The 24,671-nt window shown below is 52.8% G+C and carries 20 protein-coding genes; 14 read left to right on the forward strand and 6 right to left on the reverse strand.

Annotated features, from left to right (window positions below; translation table 11 throughout):
* The first annotated feature begins 4 nt into the window (after nt 1–4).
* The 7 genes from J3P34_RS17050 (at nt 5) to J3P34_RS17080 (ending at nt 8,332) form a co-directional block, all read left to right on the forward strand.
* Entirely contained in the window at nt 5–721 is a 717-nt protein-coding gene (locus J3P34_RS17050; protein ID WP_210489838.1) for a type III pantothenate kinase, read from the forward strand.
* Nucleotides 714–2,054, forward strand: a complete 1,341-nt coding sequence (gene bamG / locus J3P34_RS17055; RefSeq protein WP_210489839.1) for a BamG family beta-barrel-assembly machinery protein — start codon at nt 714–716, stop codon at nt 2,052–2,054. Before J3P34_RS17050 ends, bamG begins: the two co-directional genes overlap by 8 nt.
* 96 nt (nt 2,055–2,150) lie before the next feature.
* Nucleotides 2,151–2,720: an LPS export ABC transporter periplasmic protein LptC gene (gene lptC, locus J3P34_RS17060; protein ID WP_210462646.1), complete on the forward strand. Its 570-nt coding sequence runs from the start codon at nt 2,151–2,153 to the stop codon at nt 2,718–2,720.
* Nucleotides 2,717–2,875 (forward strand): hypothetical protein, encoded by a 159-nt coding sequence (locus tag J3P34_RS17065; protein WP_190300305.1) that lies wholly within the window; start codon nt 2,717–2,719, stop codon nt 2,873–2,875. The genes lptC and J3P34_RS17065 overlap by 4 nt, the downstream gene beginning before the upstream one ends.
* Before the next feature lie 13 nt (nt 2,876–2,888).
* Nucleotides 2,889–4,154: a hemolysin family protein gene (locus J3P34_RS17070; RefSeq protein WP_210489841.1), complete on the forward strand. Its 1,266-nt coding sequence runs from the start codon at nt 2,889–2,891 to the stop codon at nt 4,152–4,154.
* Between the two features lie 83 nt (nt 4,155–4,237).
* The gene (locus J3P34_RS17075) at nt 4,238–6,343 is read left to right on the forward strand and encodes a peptidylprolyl isomerase (protein WP_210489842.1); all 2,106 of its coding nucleotides are present in this window, start codon (nt 4,238–4,240) and stop codon (nt 6,341–6,343) included.
* Nucleotides 6,344–6,508: 165 nt separating this feature from the next.
* Nucleotides 6,509–8,332, forward strand: coding sequence for a tetratricopeptide repeat protein (locus tag J3P34_RS17080; RefSeq protein WP_210489843.1), 1,824 nt, complete (start codon nt 6,509–6,511; stop codon nt 8,330–8,332).
* 92 nt (nt 8,333–8,424) lie between these two features.
* Here J3P34_RS17080 and J3P34_RS17085 read toward each other — a convergent pair whose 3' ends face one another.
* Nucleotides 8,425–8,859, reverse strand: a complete 435-nt coding sequence (locus J3P34_RS17085) for a PH domain-containing protein (protein ID WP_210489844.1) — start codon at nt 8,857–8,859, stop codon at nt 8,425–8,427.
* A 374-nt stretch (nt 8,860–9,233) separates the two neighbouring features.
* Between J3P34_RS17085 and recJ the strand changes: the two genes are divergently transcribed.
* Together recJ and J3P34_RS17095 are read left to right on the forward strand one after the other, a co-directional pair.
* Complete coding sequence (recJ, locus tag J3P34_RS17090; RefSeq protein WP_210489845.1) at nt 9,234–10,943, forward strand: single-stranded-DNA-specific exonuclease RecJ; 1,710 nt, start codon at nt 9,234–9,236, stop codon at nt 10,941–10,943.
* Between the two features lie 514 nt (nt 10,944–11,457).
* On the forward strand, nt 11,458–14,379 hold the full coding sequence (locus J3P34_RS17095) for a S9 family peptidase (protein WP_246853763.1): 2,922 nt from the start codon (nt 11,458–11,460) through the stop codon (nt 14,377–14,379).
* A gap of 300 nt (nt 14,380–14,679) precedes the next feature.
* Here J3P34_RS17095 and J3P34_RS17100 read toward each other — a convergent pair whose 3' ends face one another.
* Nucleotides 14,680–15,450 carry a glycoside hydrolase family 25 protein gene (locus J3P34_RS17100; RefSeq protein ID WP_210489846.1) on the reverse strand — a complete coding sequence of 257 codons (771 nt, stop codon included), beginning with the start codon at nt 15,448–15,450 and terminating at the stop codon, nt 14,680–14,682.
* A 183-nt stretch (nt 15,451–15,633) separates the two neighbouring features.
* Between J3P34_RS17100 and lptB the strand changes: the two genes are divergently transcribed.
* The 3 genes from lptB (at nt 15,634) to J3P34_RS17115 (ending at nt 19,339) form a co-directional block, all read left to right on the forward strand.
* Nucleotides 15,634–16,365 carry an LPS export ABC transporter ATP-binding protein gene (gene lptB, locus J3P34_RS17105; RefSeq protein ID WP_210462655.1) on the forward strand — a complete coding sequence of 244 codons (732 nt, stop codon included), beginning with the start codon at nt 15,634–15,636 and terminating at the stop codon, nt 16,363–16,365.
* A 314-nt stretch (nt 16,366–16,679) separates the two neighbouring features.
* Complete coding sequence (locus tag J3P34_RS17110; protein ID WP_486966783.1) at nt 16,680–18,200, forward strand: GH3 auxin-responsive promoter family protein; 1,521 nt, start codon at nt 16,680–16,682, stop codon at nt 18,198–18,200.
* A 518-nt stretch (nt 18,201–18,718) separates the two neighbouring features.
* Nucleotides 18,719–19,339, forward strand: coding sequence for a c-type cytochrome (locus tag J3P34_RS17115; protein WP_210462659.1), 621 nt, complete (start codon nt 18,719–18,721; stop codon nt 19,337–19,339).
* Nucleotides 19,340–19,408: 69 nt separating this feature from the next.
* Here J3P34_RS17115 and J3P34_RS17120 read toward each other — a convergent pair whose 3' ends face one another.
* The 3 genes from J3P34_RS17120 to gltX all read right to left on the reverse strand — a co-directional run bounded on the left by J3P34_RS17120 (nt 19,409) and on the right by gltX (nt 22,318).
* Nucleotides 19,409–20,170 (reverse strand): TIGR00266 family protein, encoded by a 762-nt coding sequence (locus tag J3P34_RS17120; RefSeq protein WP_210489848.1) that lies wholly within the window; start codon nt 20,168–20,170, stop codon nt 19,409–19,411.
* Between the two features lie 14 nt (nt 20,171–20,184).
* Nucleotides 20,185–20,547, reverse strand: a complete 363-nt coding sequence (locus tag J3P34_RS17125; RefSeq protein ID WP_210462663.1) for a hypothetical protein — start codon at nt 20,545–20,547, stop codon at nt 20,185–20,187.
* Between the two features lie 232 nt (nt 20,548–20,779).
* Nucleotides 20,780–22,318, reverse strand: a complete 1,539-nt coding sequence (gene gltX, locus J3P34_RS17130) for a glutamate--tRNA ligase (protein WP_210489849.1) — start codon at nt 22,316–22,318, stop codon at nt 20,780–20,782.
* A gap of 210 nt (nt 22,319–22,528) precedes the next feature.
* On the opposite strand from gltX, the gene J3P34_RS17135 reads away from it, so the two are divergent.
* Complete coding sequence (locus J3P34_RS17135) at nt 22,529–23,521, forward strand: YihY/virulence factor BrkB family protein (RefSeq protein ID WP_210489850.1); 993 nt, start codon at nt 22,529–22,531, stop codon at nt 23,519–23,521.
* 126 nt (nt 23,522–23,647) lie between these two features.
* On the opposite strand, the gene J3P34_RS17140 is transcribed toward J3P34_RS17135, so the two are convergent.
* Entirely contained in the window at nt 23,648–24,031 is a 384-nt protein-coding gene (locus tag J3P34_RS17140; RefSeq protein ID WP_210462670.1) for a RidA family protein, read from the reverse strand.
* Between the two features lie 48 nt (nt 24,032–24,079).
* On the opposite strand from J3P34_RS17140, the gene J3P34_RS17145 reads away from it, so the two are divergent.
* Nucleotides 24,080–24,487, forward strand: coding sequence for a hypothetical protein (locus tag J3P34_RS17145; RefSeq protein WP_210489851.1), 408 nt, complete (start codon nt 24,080–24,082; stop codon nt 24,485–24,487).
* The last annotated feature ends 184 nt before the right edge of the window (nt 24,488–24,671 follow it).

A 24,671-nucleotide genomic window follows, 5' to 3' on the forward strand; every position in this document is an offset into this window, starting at 1 on the left:
TAGAATGCTGAATCTGGCGATAGACCGGGGTAACACCCGCATTAAAGCCGGTCTCTTCAGAGACGGGCTTTTGGTGCAACAGTTCACCTGTCCAGACTTCCCCGCACTGGGGAAAGAGCTGGCGGGCGTTAACCTGCAAAACGCCATCATGTCTTCTGTGAGCCAGGAATCGGCTGAACTGGTGCAGCACATCCCGGTGTCGGGGCAAAGGATTCTGTTCCATGCCCAGACACCGGTGCCGGTGCACAACAACTACGGCACGCCCCATACTTTAGGCGTAGACCGGTTGGCGGCAGCGGTAGGGGCCCAGTACCTGTTCAAAGACCACCATTGCCTCATCATAGACGCAGGAACCTGCATCACCTATGACCTTTTGGAGGCCGATGGAACGTTCCAGGGCGGCAGCATCTCGCCGGGCGTAACTATGCGTTACCAGGCGGTGCATACCTTCACCGGGAAACTGCCCTTGCTGGAAGGCTACGAGTTACCGCCCAGGCCCGGCAAAACCACCGCCGAAGCCATCCAAGGAGGCATTCTCTACGGCGCAGTGGCAGAGGCCGAAGGCATGATTCAACATTATGAACGTCAATACAAACCGTTGACGGTTATTCTGTGCGGCGGCGACGCCCCGTTTTTTGAAAGTACAGTAAAAGCACGCATCTTTGTCATTCCCGAATTGGTTTTAATCGGGTTAAACCGAATACTTGAGTATAATGTATAAGCCTTTCCGCGCCCTGTTATTGATCTCTGGTTTAGTTATTGGGTCACAGCAACTACAGGCGCAACAGCTTTCCAATTCCCCTTATTCCCGCTTCGGCGTGGGCGATCTGGTGCACGGCACCGGGTCTATCCGCAGCGCCGGCATGGGACAGGTGGGGGTGGCCAACGGGAGTGCTGCTCTCATCAATGACCTTAACCCAGCCCTGCTGTACTATAACAACTCCGTGACGTTTGAAGCCGCCGTAGCCTCTGAACTGAAGCGGTTGTCTGACAAGAACACCTCCCAGGTAGACGGTACCGCCAATCTTGGTTACCTGTCTTTGGCTCTGCCGCTTTCGCGCCGATGGACTACTTCTATTGGCCTGAGACCTTACAGCCGGGTGAACTACACTACTATCTCCACGGCGCCAGTGGCCGGGTCAGGATCTACCGTTACCTCTTACAATGAGTACAACGGCACCGGGGGCATCAACGAGGTTTATTTTGCGCACGGTTTCAGAATCGCCAATGGCTTAACCGCGGGTGTTTCCGGGTCTTACCTTTTCGGGACCATTGACCGCCAGGAATCCACCATTCTGGTAGATAGAGAAGATTCTACCAGCGCTTTGCAGAAAACTTTGATCCACACTACTTCCAAGTACACTGGCCTCATGTTTAAAGGAGGCTTGCACTACCGGAAGAAGATAAGCGATAAAGCCAGCCTAGGCATTGGCGGTACCTATACCACCAAAGCCAACATCAGCACAGACCGGCAGGTAGCCCAGGAGCGTCGTTTATTGGATGAGTCCCTGATCTCCAGCCTGGTAACCGACAGTCTGGAAGGCTACACCACCCTGCCGCATATACTGCAGCTTGGTTTGTCTTTTGATAATAACAAAAACTGGTCGGTGGGCGCTGACTATACCCAAACCAAAGGCTCAGAATACAGAGGCTTCAGCTTGGCCAAAGAAGGCGGCCGTCAGGAACTGGGAGACGGATACCGCATTGGCATTGGTTCTGAGATCACGCCAGATGCGGGTTCGGTGAGCTCTTACTTTAAAAGGGTAACCTACCGCTTTGGCGGTTACTACGGAAACAACCAGGTTAATGCCATTACACCGGGTAACGCTACCCCAAGGGCCCATGACCTGAAAGACATGGCCCTTACCTTTGGTTTTTCCCTGCCTTTGGGCAGAGGCGTCCGTCCGCCAGACTACACCCAGGCGCTCCTGAATACCAGCTTCACCGTAGGGCAGCTGAAAGCGGAGAACACGGGCCTCAAAGAACAGTATCTGCGGGTGAACCTGGGCATCACCTTCAACAACCGGTGGTTTATAAAACGGAAGTTTGACTAAGCCACATTCATCGTACAGACTCAGATAAAAAGACAGATACCAGGCCCCTGAATCTACAGTTGATTTTTGGGTCTGGTATCTGAACCGTTTAAAGGAATGAGTAATCAGATTCAAGTGCTGCTGACAAAGTATTGGGGCATCAAGACACCGCTCCTCTGGGTGTTTCTCCTGGGCGTGATGATGAGCTGGAGTTGTAAGAAGGCAGACGAGAATATCAAGCCCATTGAGTACAAGGGTCCCACCTCAGAAACCTACAACCAGGTCACCATCTACAGTGACTCGGCGAAGATGAAACTGAAGCTGAGTGCCCCGGTAGAACAGCAGCTCCAGAACGGAGACATTATTTACTCCAAGGGCATGTACATCACCTTCTACGAAGAAGGCAAGCCTACTACCATCATCACGGCCAAGTTCGGCCGGTATGACAAAGCCAAAGACCAGTATGTGGCCCGCAACGATGTGGTGGTGAAAAACATCGTGAAGAATGAACAATTGAACACCGAGGAGCTGTTCTGGGAGCGTCAGAAGCAAAGCATTTTCACAGACAAGTTTGTACGTATCACCAGCACTGAGGAAGTGGTAACAGGCGTGGGCCTTACTGCCAAACAGGATTTCTCTGACTATACCTTAAAGCAATTCTCCGGCTCTTTTGTCTTAAAGCAATGACCTTAAAACAAACCATCTATATGGCCCTGGCCGTTGCTTTTCTGGTCATTGGCGTGCACCAGTCCATTGTGAACGGCGTGCTGCAAAGCTATTGGATCATCATGTTGTCCATTATCTTTCTCATGCTTTTCCGTATGAACAAGGCAAAGCATTGATCTTCCCCGCTTTATGGACCTTGCCTACATGTATATGATTGCCGCGGCAGGATTCCTGCTGCTTTTACTCTTCAGTGTGGCAGAGGTGGCTTTGCGGCAGATTGGGCGGGCCTACATCAGACTACAGGTCACGGAAAACCAAAAGTCCATCATCGGGTTTCTCCTGAGCCGTGAGAAGCAGACGCTGTTCACCATTCAGTTAGGTCTGGGATTGGGTTTCCTTTTATTGGGTTTAGGAGGCTTGGGAAGCCTTTCTGCGCTACTGCAGCCGTATTTACAGCTTTTCCTTGCGTTTGCATTGGCGGGTCTGGCCACTATCCTGTTGGCCTGGCTGCTGTTTCTGGTGGTGGGTATGCTGGCCAGCTTGGTGGCGGCCGCCAGTCTGCTGAAAGTGATCTCTCCGCTGGTAGCCTTCTTCTTTGTGCTTTTTTACCCCATTACTTTTCTGTCTACCGCGGTTTCAGGCCTGTTTTCTTCAAATGAGGACGAAAACGAGACTGATGTTCTGGCCAACGCCTTGGCTTTTCAGCCCTTTGCGGTAAGGCTCTCCTCCCCGGATGAGATTGTGCTGGCGCCCTCTAGCGAGGTGGACAGCAAGATCTTCAACAATGCCTTGGAGTTCAAGAACGTGAAGGTACGGGAGTGTATGGTGCCCCGCACCGAGATTGACGCCATAGAATTGGAAGAAGGCGTACAGGTTCTGCGGGAGGCGTTCATTGAGACCGGCCACTCCAAAATCCTCATCTACCAGGACTCCCTGGACCATATTCTGGGCTACTGCCACCAATTTTCCCTGTTCAACAATCCGGCTACGGTAGAAGAGATCCTTACGCCCATGGAAGCCGTGCCCGAGACCATGCTGGCCCGCGAGCTCTTTGTGAAGTTCATCACCGAACACCGCAGCATTGTGCTGGTGCTGGATGAGTTTGGTGGCACTTCTGGGATTGTGACCCTGGAAGACGTGATGGAAGAGATCCTGGGTGATATCAATGATGAGTATGACGAGGAGGATCTGTTGGAGCAGGCGCTGCCCCAGCCGGGTTCTTACCTCTTCAGCGCCCGTCAGGAAATAGACTACCTCAATGAGAAGTACGAGCTTAACCTGCCCGAGGGCGACTATGAAACTTTAGGTGGTTTTATCTTGTCTGTACTGGAGGAAATACCCAAGGCGGGCGATGTGATAGTGGTCCCGCCATTTGAGATCAGGATCCTTTCTATGGATGAGCACCGCATCAATACGGTACATCTTTCAGTAAGGTTGGCCTCTCCAGAAGAATAACCTGCGCTATAGAGACTTATATTTTGATTTTATCACTTATTGCGATTATTTTGCATAACGCTTAAAATACGTCTAATACTTACATGGCATTAATTAACAAGATTCGGGAGAAGTCAGGGTTCGCCATTGGCGCCATAGCCATTGGCTTGCTCATTTTCATTGTGTTGGGAGACTTGCTGGGACCAAATTCCCGCCTGTTCGGCAACAAGATGGTAGTAGGAGAAGTGGCCGGGCATGAAGTGTCTGTGCAGGAATTTGAAGCCATGTTTGAGGAGGCTAAAAACAACTACGCCAGCCAGTACGGCCGCCAGCCTTCAGAAGCTGAGTTGTCTTCCCTGCGCGAGCAGACCTGGAACCAATTAGTGTTCAAATACGCATTTGAGGATGAATTTGAGAAAGTAGGCATTGGCGTTTCCGCCGATGAGCAGGTAGACATGGTACAAGGCCGTAACATTCACCCGGCCCTGAAACAGATGTTCACCGACCCTAAGACTGGCCAGTTCAGCGTAGAGCAGGTAAAACAAACCCTGCGTAACCTGGGCAGCATGCCTCCGGAGCAACAAGCCGCTTGGCGTAAATACGAGCAGGATCTGGCTACAGACCGTCTGCGCAATAAATACTATAATCTGTTCACGGTTTCTAACTACGTGACCACAGAAGAAGCCAAGCGTTTCAACGCTGAGCAAAACACCAAGGCCACCATAACTTCATTGTTTGTGCCTTACTTCAGCATCGCAGACTCTACCATCAAAGTAACCGATGACCAGTTGAGCGAGTACCTGAACAAAAACAAAAAGAAATTTGAGGTTGAGGAAGGCCGCTCTATTACTTATGTAACAGTACCGGTAACCGCCTCTAAAGAAGACAGCACAGACTACAGCAAAGAGACCTCTGAACTGGCCACACGTTTCGCCACTACTGAGAACGACTCTCTGTTTGTGAAAGCTGAATCTGAGACGCCGTTCAACCCAGCTTACGTGCCGGCGAACGAGTTGCCAGAAGAACTTAAAAATCAGGCGCTGGAAAAAGGCAAGCTATACGGACCTTTCGCCCAGAACGGAAGCTTCAGCCTGTACAAGATCATGGATGTGAAAGAAGGCGGTCAAGCCTCTGTTCGTGCCAGCCACATCTTGATCAAGCCAGACAACACCACCCCAGAAGCCAAAGCCGCCGCGAAAGCCAAAGCCCAGGGCATCCTGAACCAGATCAAAGGCGGTGCTGACTTCGCCCAACTGGCTGCCCAGCACGGTACTGACGGAACTGCCTCCCAAGGTGGTGACTTAGGATGGTTCACCCAAGGCCGTATGGTGCCTTCTTTTGAGAAAGCAGTATTCGCCGCGCCGGGTGTTGGTTTGCTGCCAAACCTGGTAGAGACAGACTACGGTTACCACATCGTGAAAATTACTGAGCCTAAGACTACCAAAACTTACCAGGTAGCCCAGGTAACCCGCGCCCTTACGCCAAGTGACAACTCTCGTGAGCTTGCTTTCAGCCGTGCCGGTGCTATCGCCGCCAACAGCACCAACCTGGAGAGCTTCAACAAGACCATCGCCAGCGAGAAAGGCCTGTCTAAAGTAGAGGCCAAGAACATCAACCCTGCTGACCGTTCTATCAACAACCTGCAGAATGCGCGTGAACTGGTACGTTGGGCTTTCTCTGAAGACACCAAAGAAGGTTCAGTCTCTCCGGTGATCACCATGGATGACCAATACGTGGTAGCAGTGTTGACCGGCAAACGTGAAAAAGGAACCGCCAAAGTAGCCGATGTACGTGAAGAACTGACTGCCGCTGTACGTAACGAGCTGAAAGGCCAGAAAATCAAAGAGAAACTGGCTTCTGCCACCGGTACCCTGGATCAGATTGCTGCAAAATATGGCCCAGATGCGCTGGTTCGTCCGGCCAACGATATTACTTTAGGTGCCGCTACTATCCCGGGCTTAGGCCTGGAGCCGGTTGCCGTTGGTAAGATCTTCGGCCTGAAGCCAGGTCAGCGTTCCGCCCCTATTGACGGAGAAGGCGGTATCGTGATCGTGCAGTTGAACAGCCTGACCCCAGCCGCTCCGGTAGCCGATGTTGCTTCTGTGAAGCAGCAGTTGCAAGGCACCCGTGCCGGACGTGTACAAAGCGCCTTGTATGAGGCCGTTCGCAAAAACGCCAAGATTGAAGACAACCGCGTTAGATTCTTCTAAGCCAAACCGGTTTTCAGAAATATTGCAAGAGCCGCGCCATCCAGCGCGGCTCTTGTGTTTTCCGACATATTCGTTTAGCGGCCTATTTTCAAAAATCGGGGTTAAAACAGTATATTGAACAGGCATAGAATACGTTAAGGAAGAATAGCTTAGCTGGAGAATACCATGAAGAGAAAGTTATTGTTGATTTGGCTTCTGGCCTTAGGCATTTTGGGTATGGCTGTGCCACAGGTCAGCGCCCAGAGCGTTCCTGAGCAGATGGCCCTGGCTAAAGAGTACCTGCGCCAGAGTGAATACAGCAAAGCCGAGGCGCTATTCGTGCAGTTGGTGGAGCAAGACGTGCAGTTTGGCTTGGTGTACCCAGATTACCTGACCACGCTATTAGCCCTGCGCAACTTCAAAGAAGCCGAGAAACTGGTAAAGCGAGCGCAGAAGAGGCATCCGGGCGTGCCGGCCTATGCCATAGACGAGGGACGCGTGCTGCAGGCCGCCGGCAATACCGCCGCCGCCGAAAAGAAATGGGCCCAGGTAGTGCAGACCGCCACTCCCGAGAACGTGTACGGCATCGCTACGGCGTTTCAGCAAGCTGATATGCTCCCTTATGCCGAGCAGGTGTATCTGCGGGCTCGCCAGCTGAGCGGCAGTGATAAGACCTTCGCGGCCCAACTACTCCAACTCTATTCCTACCAGCGCAAAACCGATCTGTTGATTGAGGAGGTCCTGCGGCAGGTGAGAAGCAGCAACGTACCGCTTACGTTCGCCCAGAACATGCTGCAGAACGCCCTCCGCGATGAGGAATCCCTCTCCATGCTGGAACAGCGCCTCATGACTGCCGTGCAGGCCGAGCCGGATGCCACCTCCGTGCAGGAACTGCTCATCTGGACCCTTCTGCAGCGCAAAGACTTCGGGCCGGCACTCCTGCAGACGCGGGCGCTGGACCGCCGTACCCAGGGCGGCGGGGCCCGGGTGCTCTCCATGGCAGATATCAGCCTGCGGAACAAAGACTACGCTACGGCCATTGAGGGCTATACCTACGTGATGCAGCAGTACCGCACCGGCGAGTTGTATCCTATTGCACGACAACGCATCATCCAGGCCCGCGAGGAGCAGGTTAAGAATACTTTCCCCTTAGATAAAGAGAAGATAAAGCTGCTGGCCCAAGAGTACGAGGGGCTGCTGCAGGAACTGGGCCGCAACGACCGTACCGCTGAGGTCATCAAAGAACTGGGTGAGTTGCAGGCCTTCTATCTGGGCGCGCAGGAGGCGGCCGTGAAAAACCTGCAGGAAGTGATTGACATGCCCAGGGCGCATCCTAACGTGGTGGCCGAGGCCAAACTGGCCCTCGCCGATGTGTACCTCTTGCGGGGTGAGCCTTGGGAAAGCACCCTGCTGTACAGCCAGGTAGAGAAAACGCACAAAGAACAGCCGCTGGGCCATGAGGCCAAACTCCGCAATGCTCGCCTCAGCTACTACAAAGGTGATTTCGAATTGGCCCAGAGCCACCTGGACATCCTGAAACTGGCCACCAGCCGCGAGATCGCCAACGATGCCCTGGATCTGAGCCTGCTCATCATTGATAACACGGGAATGGATACCTCGGCGGCGGCGCTCAAAGAGTACGCTGCTATTGATTTCCTGGTATTCCAGCACAAATATCCCGAGGCCATGGCCGCCCTGGACAAACTGCTCACCAAGTACCCCGGCCACAGCCTCACTGATGAGATCTATTTCCAGAAGGCAGAGCTGTTGCAGCAGACAGGTCAGTTCCAGGAGGCCGCCAAGAACCTGCAGCTCATCATCGAAAACCCTAAATACGACATCCTCTCAGATGATGCCCTATTCCTGCTGGCCAAACTGAACGAGGAAAACCTCAAGCAACCCGAAAAAGCCCAGGAACTCTACAACCAACTGCTGGTGAAGCATCCCGGCAGCGTCTTCGTAGCTGAGGCCCGCAAAAGGCTAAGAAAACTGCGCGGGGATAAAGTGTAGAAAGGAGGTTTTGCAAGAATCCGGCTGTTGTTTTAGGTCCATTTTCACGAAAGTGGGTCTAAAAAGGCAGCCGGTTTTTTATTGAGATGATATTATTCCACCACAATCTGCGGATTCACCTGTTGCAGGGCATTGAGAAAGGCTTCTTTTTGGGCAGGAGAGAGGTAAATGGTGTCCCAGCGGTTGTAGTTGATGACCAAGCCATGTAACCCCAGCGCCGGCCTGAGTCCCGCCCATAGGTATTGATTCTGCTTTACTTCCCTGATTTGCCGGATAGGGATAGTACCGTGCAGCGGCCCGCATCTGTATTGGAGTGTCTCCCCGGAGATGAGGTAATGGGTGCCAAACCAGGTCCAGAGCAACAAGCCGCTGGTAAGGAGGCAGAAAACTAGCAGCCCTAGCTTTCTTGGAAACGACATCCCACTTCGGAGTTCCTGAATCAGCAATACGGCCAGTAAGGCAACGGTGCCCCAAATGGTGAGCGTGATAAACCAGCTTTTTGATGAAGTGAATTTCACAGAAGCCATGGCCTTACGGGTTGGTGCGCCTAAGGTAGAAATACCAGAGAGAAAACCAAGAAGGAAGAACCAACGCTTTATAGCGACGCCCGTTTCCAAAGTCTTTTGGGCCTGATTTCCTTAAAACAAACCTGAAACGCTAATCCCGGAAGAAGATAAACAGCATGGCCAAGAACAGGAAAAACGAAAGGTACATGAGGCCGTCTACCAGGCCGTAGTCTTTGTATTTGTGGTAAAAGGCTTTGAGTTTTTTCACGGCCGTAAAGCTAAGGGAAAACGATCTGGTTTTAAAAACAGCCAGCGGCCAAAAGGAGTGCCCGGTTCTCTCGCAGATTTCGTATTTTTGTGACCTCATTTCACAGACTAAGCCGCAGCAACAGCCGATGCAGAAACGATGGGTAGTTAAGGACGCGCCGGACGCCGCAAAAGTACAGCATATAGCCCAGAGCCTGAACCTGGTTCCTGCGTTGGCAGCCATTCTCTGCCAGCGGGATATCTGCACCTTTGACGAGGCCAAAGCCTTTTTCCGTCCCTCGCTGCAAGACCTGCATGATCCGTTCCTGCTCAAAGATATGGACAAGGCCGTGAACCGGCTCGTAGATGCCCTGCACCGCCAGGAACGCATCCTCATCTACGGCGACTATGACGTGGACGGCACCACCTCGGTGGCCCTGGTGTATGGCTTCCTGCAGCCTTTTTTCCAGGACCGGATTGAGTACTACATCCCAGACCGTTACTCAGAAGGTTACGGCGTGTCTTTCCGGGGGATAGACTATGCCCAGGAGAATGACTTCAGCCTGATCATCTCCCTGGACTGCGGCGTGAAATCCATTGACAAGGTAGCGTACGCCAACACCAAAGGCGTGGACTTCATCATCTGCGACCACCACTTACCCGATGAGGAACTGCCCCAGGCCGTGGCCGTGCTGGACGCCAAGCGCGCCGATTGCCCGTACCCTTACAAGGAACTAGCCGGCTGCGGCGTAGGCTTCAAATTCATGCAGGCGTTCTGCCAGCAGCAGGGCTTTGACGAGGAGCCCCTGCTCCAACTCCTGGATCTGGTAGTGGTGAGTATCGCCGCAGATATTGTGCCCATCACCGGGGAGAACCGCATTCTAGCCTACCACGGGCTGCGGCGCATGAATAACGCGCCTCTACGCCCCGGTTTGGCCGCCTTGAAAGAACTTGCCGAGTTGCGCAGCGAGTTGGACATAACCCAGATCGTATTCGGGTTTGCGCCGCGCATCAACGCCGCCGGCCGCATGGGCGATGCGAAGCGCTCCGTGGCCATGCTGCTGGCCAGAACCAAAGAAGAGGCTTTTGACATGGTGCAGAAGATCAACGTGTCCAACTCAGAGCGCCGCGGCCATGACACCAGCATCACCAAAGAGGCCCTGCAGATGATTGAGGACGATGATTTCCTGCGCAGCGCCCGCTCCACCGTCCTTTTCAAGGAAAGCTGGCACAAAGGCGTAGTAGGCATTGTGGCCTCACGCTGCATTGAGAAATACTACCGCCCCACCATCATTCTCACGGAGTCCAACGGCAAGGCCACCGGCTCGGCCCGCTCCGTGCATGGGTTTGACGTGCATCAAGCCATTCTGGCTTGCTCAGACCTGCTGGATCAGTTTGGAGGGCACATGTACGCTGCCGGCCTCACCCTGCCCGTAGAGAACGTGCCGGCGTTTAGAGAGCGTTTTGAGCAAATCGTGGCCGAAACCATCCGGGAGGAGCAGCGGGTGCCCATGGTAGAGATCGATATTCCGCTGGAGTTTCACCAAATCAACCAGCGGTTCTTCAACATCCTCCGGCAGATGGAGCCGTTCGGTCCGGGCAACATGGCGCCCGTGTTCATGAGCACCTGCGTGTATGACACCGGCTCGGCCCGCGTGGTAGGCGATGCCCACCTCAAACTGCGCCTCACCCAGGACGGGGAGACCTTCTTCGATGCCATCGCCTTCGGCATGGCCGAGTACTACCCACGCATCCAGAAAGGCATTCCGTTCGATGTCTGCTACGCCATAGAAGAGAACGTCTTTCGGGGCAATGTAACCCTGCAGCTGCGCATCAAAGACATCCGTTTCGCGGGATAAACAAATCTGTAATCTGCTATTTTAAGCCTGTTTTCCCAAAAGCAGGGTATAAATATTATGTAGGGGCAATCCCTTGTGGTTGCCCTTGGCCGTTCCAACTGCTTCACACGACGGATGGTCTGCCTGATCGTTCCACTTTGTAGCTTACTCCCAAAAGTCACCTCCATTACGAAGGCTACCATTTAGGGCAACCACAAGGGATTGCCCCTACATTTCCTGCCATTGGCGCAGACGCTCGCAGGACCTTCGGACGCTGCGAGGTCTTTTGAGCAGGCTGTACTTCCGACGGAGAACCCCGCCGTTGTTGGTGTTATCATCACTAACCCAAACTGCGGCACGACTTCCTCGTGACACATGTGGAAATCCCCTCTTCGGAGGGGTAGAGGTGGGTTATCGTTCCAAGGCTATTTTCCCTAAAACACATTAGAAGCAGCATTTAGCTGTGGATAAGTTCGCATGTGAGGGGCAGATGGTGTATTTTTAGATTTCCATCCTACACAAACAAGCTCTATTGATGATGAAACCCAGAATCCTTTTGGCGGGACTCTTGCTGAGCGCTGGTGCTTTGACGGCACAGGCGCAGACGCCCGCCAAAAAAGTATTGACCCATGACGTCTATGACTCGTGGAAAAGCGTGGAAGGAGATTCGCTCTCCAACGACGGGAAATACTTGCTGTACACCGTGAATCCGCAGGAAGGTGACGGGGTGCTGCACCTGAGAGACCTGAGCCAGAACTCCGGTAAGACTTTCCCTAGAGGGTACCGCAGCGCATTCACGGCAGATAGCCGCTTCGCCATTTTCCAGATCAAGCCTGCTTATGCCGCTACCCGACAGGCCAAACTGAAGAAAAAGAAGCCTGAGGAGATGCCCAAGGATTCCCTGGCTATCCTGGACTTGGGCAAAGGCAACACGCAGTACGTGGCGCGGGTGAAATCCTACAAGCTGCCCAAGCAGAGCGGCGAGTGGCTGGCTTACCAAATGGAGGCACCCCTGGCCACCAAAGGAGGGGCCAAAGACACTACCAAAACCGCAGCCTCAGCGCCAACCGTTAGCAAAGCGCCGGCCAATGGCGCCGGCAAGAAAGAAGACGCCACCGAGCTGGTGTTGCGCCACCTGCCCTCCGGTCAGGAGTACCGCTTTGACCGCGTGACTGATTTCCTGTTCTCAGACAAAGGCAACCGCTTGTTCTTCGTGCAGGCCGGTAAGAACGCCAAGAGCAAGAGCAGTCTGCACGTCTTCAATACCTCGGCGCGGAAAGCCATGCCGGTAGACAGCGGCCGCGTGACTTACAAGAACTTGGTAACAGACAAAGCCGGTGAGCAACTGGCCTTCGTCTCCAGCAAAGACAGTACCGGCAAAGACCTCCGGTACTTCCAGCTGTTGCACTGGGTTGCTAAGGATAACAAAACCCGCGTCCTCGCTGATACCGCTTACAAAGGCATGCCGGCCAAATGGATGGTGAGCGAGCACGCCCAGCTGGGTTTCTCAGACAAAGGCGACCGCCTGTTCTTCGGGACGTTCCCAAGGCCTACGCAGTACGAGAAAGACACCACCAAGCTGGAGGAAGACAAAGTGAGCTTAGATGTCTGGACCTACCGCGATCCGTTGATCCAGCCCATGCAGCTGAAGCAGCTGGAGCGCGAACAGAAACGCTCGTTCCTGGCTGTGTATGACCTCAAAGGCAAAAAAATGGTGCAACTGGCTACGCTGGAGATCCCGGATGTGGCTTTGAACCCCGGGCGCACCGCCGATGTGGCCGTAGGAAGCAGCAGCGTGAACTACCTTCTGAGCGTGGGCTATGACACACCCTCGCGGCAGGATGCCTGGCTCATTGACCTGAAAGACGGCAGCCGTAAACTGGCCGTGAAAGACACCCGGGGCACACCCAGGTTATCGCCGGGCGGCAAATACCTGTACTGGTACGAGCCCTCGGACAGTTCTTGGAAAGCCATGCCCGTGAAAGGTGGCAACCCGGTGAACCTGACCAAAAAGCTGAAAGTGGCCTTCTACGATGAGCAGAACGACATGCCCACCCTGCCGGAGGAATATGGCCTCACTGGCTGGACCAAAGATGACCAGTACCTGCTGGTAAACGACCGTTACGACGTATGGCGCCTGGATCCCTCGGGAAAAGCCGCTGCCGTGAACATCACCGATGGCTATGGCCGCCAGAACAGCCTGCAGTTCCGCTACGTGAGCCTGAACCCCAGCCAACGGGTGGTGCCTGCCGAGGAGAAACTATTGCTGCGTGCCCTGGACCTGAAAACCAAAGACGCTGGTTTCTTCACCGACTACGTGGCCAAAGCCGGTGCGCCGCAGAAAATCCTGATGGAGCCGTACAGTTTCACGGGCGTGCGCAAAGCCAAAGGCAGTGACCGCCTCATTTTCCGGAGAGCCAGCTTCAGGGAGTATTCAGATGTATGGGTGACTAATACCAGCTTCAATGCACCGCAAAAGATCAGCAACGCCAACCCTCAGCAGAGTGAGTACCTGTGGGGCAACGTGGAACTGGTCAACTGGCGCTCAGACGATGGCGTGCCGTTGGAAGGCCTGCTGTTCAAACCAGAGAACTTCGATCCCAAGAAGAAATACCCGATGCTGGTGTATTTCTATGAGCGCAATGCCGAGACCCTGCACAACTACCGCGCGCCGGCGCCAAGTGCCTCCACCATCAACATCCCGCTGTTCGTGAGTCAGGGTTACCTGGTGTTTGTGCCGGATATCATCTACAAAGACGGTTACCCCGGCGAGAGTGCTTACCACAGCATCATTCCGGGCGTGCAGAGCCTGGTAGCCAAAGGATTCGTGGATGAGAAAAACATGGCTTTGCAGGGACAGAGCTGGGGCGGTTACCAGGTGGCCTATTTGGTGACGCGTACCAACATGTTCAAAGCCGCCATGGCCGGAGCGCCCGTGAGCAACATGACCAGTGCCTACGGCGGAATCCGGTGGGAAACGGGCATGAGCCGCCAGTTCCAGTACGAGCGCACCCAGAGCCGCATCGGGGGAACGCTGTGGGAGAAACCCATGCAGTACATTGAGAACTCGCCGCTGTTCTTCGTGCCCAAGGTGGAGACCCCGCTCATGATGATGGCCAACGACAATGACGGGGCCGTTCCGTGGTATCAGGGCATTGAGATGTTCATGGCTTTGCGCCGTCTGAACAAACCGGTTTGGCTTCTGGTGTACAACGGCGAGGCCCACAACCTGGTGCAGCGCAAGAACCGCAAAGACCTCTCGGTACGCATGTCGCAGTTCTTTGACCATTACCTCAAAGGCGCCCCGGAGCCCGCCTGGATGAAGAAAGGCGTACCAACGCTGGTGAAAGGCAAAGAGTACGGTCTGGAACTGATTGAGGAACCGGCCACTACCACGCCAACGCCCGGTCAGCAACCAACTACTCCTGTAACCGCGCAGCCTACTACCACGAAATAACCCGCTTTCAGGCCGATTTCCTGAAAACAGCTAAAAAGCCCATCCTCGGTGAGAAGAGGATGGGCTTTTTTTATGAAAAGACTACAAGCCTAAGGATTTATTTCATGTTAGATAAAAAGGAATCAACCCGAAAAACCTGAGGTCTGGAAGGATATGGCGTGAGCGGGGTTCAGGCCCTTCGCGCTGCAAAGGCTAAAGAGGTGCCCTTACCACGGAATCAGGCGAAAGCCTGGGGTTGGTTTGGGATCAGGAAGAAGACGATTCTGTTTTAGCCCTGATTTCAGGAAAAGAGCGCTAAAACTAGTTTGACTGGGCCATTACCTGAGTAGTGGCTGGAGCAGGAACAGCCTTGGCAGCAGGCACGCAGTAAGCACTTAAAGCTTCTAAATCACCGTAGAACCAGTTTACGTCTACGGGAGCGTCAATGCCTCTTACGATGCCTTTTTCTGAATACTGCCAGAAAGCCATCTTGTCACCGGGGTGGATGGAGGGCTCGGCGTTTTGGTAGCGGGCGATCCAGAAATGGTAACCCGGAAAATAGCCCCGGAGCTTGCTGTCATAGAACTTCTGATAGCTGTAGATGATGGGTTTCACGCCGTAGTGCTTCTCAATATCGGTGAGCCACTGGCGGATACCACTGCGCATCTGGGCATCGGGGATGTCGCTGGCGTAAGCTTCCACATCCAGCACTGGGGCCAGATCGCCGGGTAGGAGGGTAACGGTGTTTTTGAAGTGTGCAACTTGCTTTTCAACGCTCACCCAAGGCTGGTAGTAATGGTAGGCACCGCGTTTGATGCCGTGCTGGCGGCTGAGCTCCCAGTTGCGGTCAAAGTAAGGGTCTTTCATGAAATCGCCCTCAGTGGCTTTCACAAAGGCGAAGTTGATATTGGAGTCTTTCACATGCTCCCAGTTCACCTCACGCTGGTACCTTGACACGTCAATGCCATGCAGAAACGACACAGGATCGTTGCCGGCACTCAGCAGGGCCACGCAGAAAGTAAATAAGGCCGCCGCCACTCCAGCACGAAGGGCAACTTTCCTCAGGAAGGAAAACATAGATGGAAAACGCATGGGTGAAAGAAGAGGTATAAGTTACAGCTAAATGACAGCTTGCGCAAGGAATATCCCTATGGGTCAATCACTTTGTTTGAAAATTTATACTCCTATGTGGAACATTGTGGTTCCTGCGTACGTAGCTGCAGCTCTTTTGCGTTACCGTACCACATCTGCGGTTTATTCCTTAATTTTAAGGCAATGATTTTACGTTCTGAAAACCTGTTCAAAAAATACAAGTCTCGCACGGTAGTTAACGATGTGAGTGTGGAAGTAAACCAAGGAGAGATTGTAGGGCTGCTGGGCCCTAACGGCGCCGGAAAAACCACCTCTTTCTACATGATTGTAGGGCTGGTGAAACCAAACTCCGGGCGTATTTTCCTGGACCAGGAAGACATCACTGAACTGCCCATGTACCGAAGAGCCAAAAGAGGCGTAGGCTACCTGGCGCAGGAGGCATCGGTGTTCCGTGACCTGACGGTGGAGGAGAACATCATGTCTGTGCTGGAGATGACGGGCAAGAGTAAGCAGGAGCGCCGCGAGAAAGTAGAGGAGCTGCTGGAGGAGTTCTCGCTCACGCACGTGCGCAAAAACAAAGGCGTGGTGCTCTCCGGGGGTGAGCGACGCCGTACCGAGATCGCCCGCGCTTTGGCTGTAGACCCATCTTTTGTGTTGCTGGATGAGCCATTTGCCGGGGTAGACCCCATTGCAGTAGAGGAGATCCAGACCATCGTGGCCAAGCTAAAAACCAAGAACATCGGCATCCTCATCACTGACCACAACGTGAACGAGACGCTCTCCATCGTAGACCGCGCTTATCTATTGTTTGAAGGCAAAATCTTAAAAGCCGGCTCTGCCGAGGAGCTCGCCGCCGATGAGCAGGTGCGCCGCGTTTACCTGGGTAAGCACTTCGAGCTGAAGCGGAAAGTCTAACTTATTGTTGATTGCTGATTGTTGTTTTGGCGGCCTTTGATTTTTTGTCATCCTGAAAGGATCTTATGGGCAAACTAGAAAGGCTTCTTTTCAACGCAATTACCTTCTGCAACCAAAATGGCGAACAGGAAAAGTGGTTTCCTCGCTTACATCACTGGTTAGAAACTTAATCTCTGTAGAACAGTACAAGCACATATTCCAGCGCTTACTGCGGTTGCCTCTCTTGATCAATGGCCTCATCAAAGTGACGAATGACAACCTGAAAACGTAGCTAGGAAAACAACAATCAACAACTAACAATCAACAATTAGATAGTGGAGATAATCAATTCGCTTGTGACGTGGGTAATGAAGAAGAGGATCCATCAGATAGACCTTTTCCGGAAGTACCCGCATGATGTTCAGAACGAATTGTTCACCAGCCTCATCTCCACGGCCAAGAATACCGAGTGGGGACAGAAATACGGCTACTCAGATAAGTTGAGCGTGCGCGAGTTTCAGGAACGCGTGCCGGTCTGCGCCTATGAAGATCTGTACCCCTGCATTGAGCGCGTCATGCGTGGCGAGCAGAACGTGCTGTGGCCCAGCAAGGTGGAGTGGTTTGCCAAATCATCGGGTACCACCAACGCCCGCAGCAAGTTTATTCCCGTTACCCCCGAGGCCCTGGAAGACTGTCACTACAAAGGAGGCAAAGACATGCTCTCCATCTACGTGAACAACTACCCAGACACCAAGATCTTCTCGGGGAAGGGCCTCTCCATCGGGGGCAGCCATCATCCCAACGAATTCAACTCAGATACCCGTTGCGGCGATGTCTCGGCGGTGATTATGCAGAACCTGCCTATTTGGGCTGAGGCCATGCGCACGCCGCCGCTCAAGGTGGCGCTCATGGACAAGTGGGAAGAGAAGATTGAGAAGATGGTAGAGATCACCGTCAAAGAAAATGTGACCAGCCTTTCGGGCGTGCCCACCTGGACCTACGTGCTTCTAAACCGCATTCTGGAAGAAACAGGCGCAAAAGACATCACCGAGGTATGGCCTAACCTAGAGCTGTTTACCCACGGAGCGGTGGCTTTCGGTCCATACAGAGAACTGTTCCGGCAGCTGATTCCTTCTGAGAAGATGAACTACTTGGAGGTCTACAACGCCTCGGAAGGCTTCTTCGGGATACAGGACGAGCCCAGCCTCAAAGATGAGATGCTCCTGATGCTGGATTACGGCGTATTCTACGAGTTCATCCCCATGGAAGAAGCAGACCAGCAAAACCCCAGGGTGCTGACCTTAGACCAGGTGGAGCTTGGTAAGAACTACGCTTTGCTGATTTCCACTAATGCCGGTCTGTGGCGCTATAAAATAGGAGATACCGTTAAGTTCACCTCTCTGGATCCGTACCGCATCAAGATCTCGGGCAGAACCAAGCATTTCATCAACGCCTTCGGCGAAGAGGTGGTGGTAGAGAATGCCGAGACCGCTATTACGAAGGCCTGCGAGGCCACTGGCGCCACCATCACCAACTTCACGGCCGCGCCGGTGTACTTTGAGGGCAAGAGCAAAGGCGGGCACCAATGGGTCATAGAATTCTCCCAGCAGCCTTCCAGTTTAGCGCACTTCACCGATGTCTTAGACCAAACCCTGCGCAAAGTCAACTCAGACTATGATGCCAAACGGCAGAAAGACCTGGCCTTGCAGGCACCGCTCATCACCGTGGCTCCGTCTGGGGCCTTCCTGAACTGGCTTCAGCACAAAGGCAAACTGGGTGGCCAGCACAAAGTGCCGCGCCTTGCAAATAACCGTGAGTACCTGGAGGAGATTCTGGCAGTAAATAACCTTTCTTAGCCAAAAGGGAGAACCTTCCGCTAACCTGTGAGTATCGGCGTTTAGCGCCTGTTTTCCCGTAAACTGCTCTGGAATAGCGGGCTTATAACCTTAGTTTTTGACCTGGGTGTTTTGCATGGCATTTCAGAAAAAGAGGCTCAAAAGAAGCCACTGATTTTGAGGCAGGTCATAATATCAGGATCATAACTACTGTTGCAATAAATAGTATTTATACAGGTAAAATTTGTATAAATACATAATTACTCTATCTTTATACCACTTGAAGTATTTTCAAGAATAACATCGCTCTTCCAGTAAAGCAGATAGCACGCCTTTAAAGCTACTCTTAGGCTTTCTGCCAGGAAGTAGAAGACCCAAAGTGCCGGCGTCTAGGTAGCCGGAGAAACCAATACGGTTCATCAGGAAAGTCCCCCACAGTTTCTAGTACTCTTCACGTGAAATTCAGAGTATAGTTCCGGCAAAGGAATCGCTATACGGCTGTAACCATTCGCCTTTCCAACTTTAACCTTACTAAAGCCATGAAAAGAGTTCTTGCCATTGTGTGTGTCGCCGCTTTATTCTACAGCTGCGAGAGCAAACCCAAGGAAAACAAAACTGCCGAGGCCGGGATCGTCAATGCCGTGACCGAATCATCCACGCAGCCTACGATCTTGAGCCAGGAGGCACTGAAAGAACGGGGAGAGTATTTGGTCACCATCGGGGCCTGCAGTGATTGCCACTCGCCCAAACTTACTCCCACAGACAAGATACCACCCATGACGCCAGACCCTGATCGGTTCCTGTCTGGGCATCCTGCATCCGAAAAACTTCCACCTATGCCTGCAGGTGCGGGAAAAAACGGATGGGTGCTTTTCAGTATGAATAATACGGCGGCGGTAGGGCCCTGGGGTACCTCTTTTTCTGCGAACCTAACGCCAGACCCTACCGGTATTGGTAACTGGACGCTGGATAACTTCAAGAAAGCGCTGCGTGAAGGGAAATACAAAGGTATGGACAATACTAGGCAAATACTTCCGCCCATGCCCTGGCCGCACTACAGTAAAATGAAAGATGAAGACATAGAGGCCATTTTTACGTACCTTAAGTCTATAAAACCCGTGAAGAACGTGGTGCCGGCACCTCTTCCGCCCGCAGCCTAGGTTAAACGGAAAGGGAGAAGACACATGTGCCTTCTCCCTTTCCGTTTAAAATATCTCTACAAAGAAACGCTATTCCAAGAAGCTGCTCAGCAAACCGCCTTCTTTGTTTGTATTGCCGCCGTAGGGCATCAACGCTTGGATGAGTTTCTTCACCGGCATGGACTGGATCCAAACCCGGCCGGTTCCCCGGAGCGTGGCCAGGAACAGGCCTTCACCCCCGAACACCATAGAGCGCAGGCCGCCTGCGCGTTGAATATCAAAATCGATCCCGTTTTCATAAGCCACCACGCAGCCAGTATCAATGCGGAGGGTCTCGTTGTGCAGGTGCCGCTCAATTACGGTGCCACCCGCGTGGATGAAGGCCAGACCATCGCCGGTGAGGCGCTGCATGATAAAACCCTCACCCCCGAAAAAGCCTGCGCCCAGACGCTGGTTGAAGTGCATGGCAATGCGGGTACCCAGCGCCGCGGCCAGGAAACCGTCTTTCTGCACAATCAAACCCTGCGGGAACTCGGCCAGGTTGATGGGCATGATGGTGCCCGGGTAAGGAGCCGAGAAGCCCACTTTGGCTTTGCCATACCCACGGTGGGTAAAATGCGTCATGAACAGCGACTCACCCGTAATGGCGCGGCTACCCATCTGCACCAGCTTGCCTAAGAAGCCAGAGGCAGGGTTGGAGCCATCGCCCATCTTGGTCTCGAACTGAATGCCGTCTTCCATGAACACCATGGCGCCGGCCTCGGCAATCACGGTTTCCTGCGGGTCCAGTTCTACTTCCAGTACCTGAATGTCTGAGCCGTAAATGCGGTAATCTACTTCGTGGGATGTCATATGTGAGGTTAGGTTTATTTTTTCTTCGGCTTAGGGTCCGTTGGTTTCCCTTTGTCAGAGAAATCATCATCGGCCTCATCATCAAAAGATGTCCCTTTCTTGAAGAAATCCTCCTCGTTCTCTTCCTCATCCACGGTTTCCTCAATGGGGAATTCCTCGTCTTCTTCCTGCGGCCGTTTCTTGCCCTGGTCACCTACCAGTTTCTTGTCTGAGACGTTGCGGTCCAGGAAAGAATTGAGCTGGTCAATGTTGAAGTTAGAGGTGATGTCCCCCAAGGGATTGATCTTGATCTCGAAGCCCTCCAGTTCAGGGTGCACCTTCGCTTTTTTCTCCGGTTTATTCTCTGGTTTGTCCTTGTCTGCTTTCTTCTTTGCCATAGTAGTAAAGTTTACGCCCAGGCAAGCCGCCGGGCCAGTTGCTTTTACTACAAACGGGAAATCTGGCAGAAGGATAAACGAATTAAAAAGAATCCGCCGTCATAAGCAAGCCCCAGATGCTTGTTTATGACGGCGGATTTGGTGGTTGTCTTAAAACATTTCGGGGCTGTTTTTTAGAAAACAGCCCCGAAATCATATGTGTCGTATTTCTCTGCCTACGCAGAAATTAGCGTTAGGCAGCGTACTGGGCCAGCTTGGTCAACGCGGCGTCAATGCGGCTTTCAGTCTCTTCTCTTCCGATGATCTCAATGATGGCCATCAGGTCTGGACCTGCCTCTACGCCGGTCAGGGCTATTCTCAAGGCCTGCATTACCTGGCCAATCTTCAAGCCATTGCGCTCCAGAACCTGTAGCAACAGGGCTTTCACAGAATCAGCGTTGAACTCTGGCAGAGAAGCCAGCTCGTTTCTGAATTCCTCAAATGCTCCGGCCGCAACAGCCGACCATTTCTTGGCCGCTACCTGCTCATTGTACTGCGTTGGCGCCACGAAGAAGTAAGCAGCCTCTTTCCAGAAATCCTGCGGGAAGGTCACGCGCTCTTTCATTAAGCTAACGATCTTCTCGGCGCGCTCCTCAGAGCACTCAATGCCTTGCTCGGGCAGGGCCGCCAACAGGTACTGAGCTAATTCTGCGTCTGGTTTGGCGCGCAGGTATTGCTCATTGTACCAACGGGCTTTCTGAATATCGAAACGGGTACCGGATTTCCCGATGCGTTCGATGCTGAAGGCTTCAATGAGTTCTTCCATAGAGAAGATCTCTTGCTGCGTGCCTGGGTTCCAGCCCAGGAAGGCCAGGAAGTTCACGAAACCGTCTGGCAGGTAACCAGCCTCGCGGTAGCCGCTTGATTTCTCGCCGGTCACCGGATCTACCCAGTTCAGCGGGAATACCGGGAAACCTAACTTATCACCGTCGCGCTTGCTCAGTTTACCGTTACCATCTGGTTTCAATAGCAATGGTAAGTGTGCGAACTCCGGCATGGTGTCTTCCCAGCCAAAGTAGCGGTACAGCAACACGTGTAGCGGTGCACTTGGCAACCACTCTTCGCCTCTGATCACGTGGGTGATGCCCATCAAATGGTCATCCACGATGTTGGCCAGGTGGTACGTTGGCATTCCGTCAGACTTCATCAGTACTTTGTCATCAATGGCCGAAGAATGCACCATTACCCAACCTCTGATCATGTCTTTCAGACGAACCTCTTCTTTGCGTGGTACTTTGAGGCGGATCACGTATGGGTCACCGCTCTCCAATCTGCGTTTCACCTCATCCTCAGGCAGGGTGAGGGAGTTCTTCATGGTGGCGCGGGTGATGGCGTTATACTGTGGGGTGGCTACCTTGGCAGCCTTGAGGCGCTCACGCATCTCTTCCAGTTCCTCGGCGGTGTCAAAGGCGTAGTAGGCGTGGCCGGCGTTCACCAGTTGCAGGGCGTAGTCCATGTACATGGGCTTGCGCTCAGACTGGCGGTAGGGCGCGTGCGGACCGCCGTGCACCGGGCTTTCGTCCAGCTTAATGCCGCACCACTCCAGAGAGTCAAAAATGTATTGCTCGGCGCCGGGCACAAAGCGGGTTTGGTCAGTATCTTCAATGCGCAGTATCATTTTACCGCCCATCTTTTTAGCAAAAAGGTAATTATACAGCGCTGTGCGTACCCCGCCAATGTGCAGCGGCCCGGTTGGGCTAGGGGCAAAGCGTACTCGTACTTCTCTTTCCATGTTGTATAGGTATTTCAATCGAGGTGCAAAAGTACGGTATTTCAAGTCTTCCGTAAAGCTTTTATCCTTAAAACCTTGCGCCTCTGTTTACTAATTATTCCAGGCTGGTTTTCCCTGCTTCTCAGGGCTTTTGCTAAGGAAACCACTTGTGTTCCAATAAGTTTGTAAACCTGCCGCTTTTAGTACGTATGAAGGAGGAAAATAAACTACATGCTGAAAAGTAAGCTAAAGAAGGCTTGGAGTATCATTGTAGAGGTTTGGCTGGATTTTCTGGACAACAACTCGTTCCAGAAAGGAGCGGCCCTGGCTTACTATACCATATTCGCGTTGCCGCCTATCCTGATCATCATGATCAATACCGCCGGGGCCATCTTTGGGAAAGATGCGGTGCGGGGCCGGGTGTACGAACAACTGCGCGATCTTCTGGGCAGTAAAGGGGCCTACGATATTCAGGAGATGGTAGAGAACATCAACCAATCGGCTGACTTTACCTTTGCCACCGTGGTGGGGGTGTTTACATTGCTTATAGGGGCCACCGGGGTTTTTGTCTCCCTGCAAGAGTCACTGAACCAGATCTGGGGCGTGAAACCCAAACCCCGAAACGAGTACCTGAAGCTGCTCTGGGACCGGCTGCTATCCTTCGCTATGATTCTGGCCATTGTGTTTCTGCTGCTGGTGAGTCTGGTGGTGCACACGGCGCTGGTGGCCATTACCTCTTTTCTGACTAACCGGGTTGATGAGTCTGTCCTGCAACTCACCTGGATTGTCAATTGGGTAGGTTCCACGGGGGTGGTCACCTTTCTGTTCGCGTTGATCTATAAATTCCTGCCCGATGCCAAAATCAGGTGGGGCGATGTCTGGATTGGGGCCCTGGTCACGGCCGTCCTCTTTTCGCTGGGTAAATCATTAATTGGCCTCTATCTGGGGAACAGCGACTTTGCTGGTATCTATGGGGCTGCGGGCTCGGTGATTGTGGTGCTCACCTGGGTGTTCTATACCTCGCAGATCGTTTTCATCGGGGCACAGTTCACTTTGGTGTACGCCCGCCGCTACGGCGCAGATATCTATCCTTCCACCTACGCGGTACGGGTCATCAACAAAGAAGTGGAGGTGGGGCATGCCCCCGTGAACGATGAACCAGGCCCTAATGAGGCCAAAGCCAAAGGCGAAGACTGTGAAGTTGACGAGAAGGTAAAGGATTGAATGAATGAGAGAATAAAAGGACGGATGTCTGCTTAAAGCCTGTTTTCCTGAAGACTGCCTTAAAATATATCAGGTAGACTCCATTACAATTCCATTCTCTCATTCATTCAATCTCTCCATCACTCATTAGAATTTAACCGCGATGCAGGAGATCTCCACATTCACATCTTTGGGCAGGCGGCTTACCTCCACGGTTTCGCGGGCCGGCGGATTGCTGGTGAAATAGCTTCCGTAGGTCTCATTAATCGCCCCAAAGTTGCCCAGGTCTTTCACGAAGATGCTGCATTTCACCACGTTAGAGAAGTCCATGCCGGCTTCCTGCAGAATGTACTGGAGGTTCTTCATGACCTGGTGCGTCTCAGTTTGGATATCAGCCTGTACCAACTGGCCAGTTTCCTGATCCAGGGCGATCTGGCCGGAGATATACAAGGTATTACCGGCCATTACGGCCTGGCTGTAGGGGCCGATGGGGGCCGGGGCAGATTTGCTTTCTATGATGTTGGTTGCCATATGCAAAATGGTTAATCTGTATCTTTACAGGCTTAAAGGTACAGAAATATGAACACATTGGTTTTAGCCACGGAAGAGCAAGAAGCAGAAGTAAGCCTTAAATTCTATAACAGAGCCTATTTGCATTTACAAGACCCGGCAGAACTGAAGGCCTGGCTTCCGCAAGCCGATTTAGTGATTGATTTGCTTCTACATGAAAGACCAGAGCGCCTGGCACAGTACAACCAGCAAGGCAAAGGCGACAAACTAACCGTGTTCTTCAACGCAAACCATCTAAACCTAACGGAGTTTACCTCAGCTTACTCCCCACTCAATTTCAACCTAGCCGGATTAATAGGCGAACCACTTGTGAACAAAGAAGTTCTGGAAGTAGTCCCTCTTCGCGAGGATTCCCACCGCTCTATTGACAAGGCTTTCGTGTTCCTGGCCTCGCTTTACCAATTGGTGAAGGTTTAAGAAGTAGAAGCTTTCCGCTTCTTTTGGCAAAAACAGCCACAAAACAGAATAGCTTTCAATAAGCTTTCGCTGGCGCGAGCGTCCCGCTCGTGTCCGCCTGCATTGCTGATAATCACGTCCCTTTGTCATCTTGGAAGGATCTAGCGGGCGAACTAGAAAGACAGTGAAGCAGCGACTCTACCGT

This window comes from Rufibacter aurantiacus, assembly GCF_017916345.1.
Taxonomy (GTDB): Bacteria; Bacteroidota; Bacteroidia; order Cytophagales; family Hymenobacteraceae; genus Nibribacter; species Nibribacter roseolus.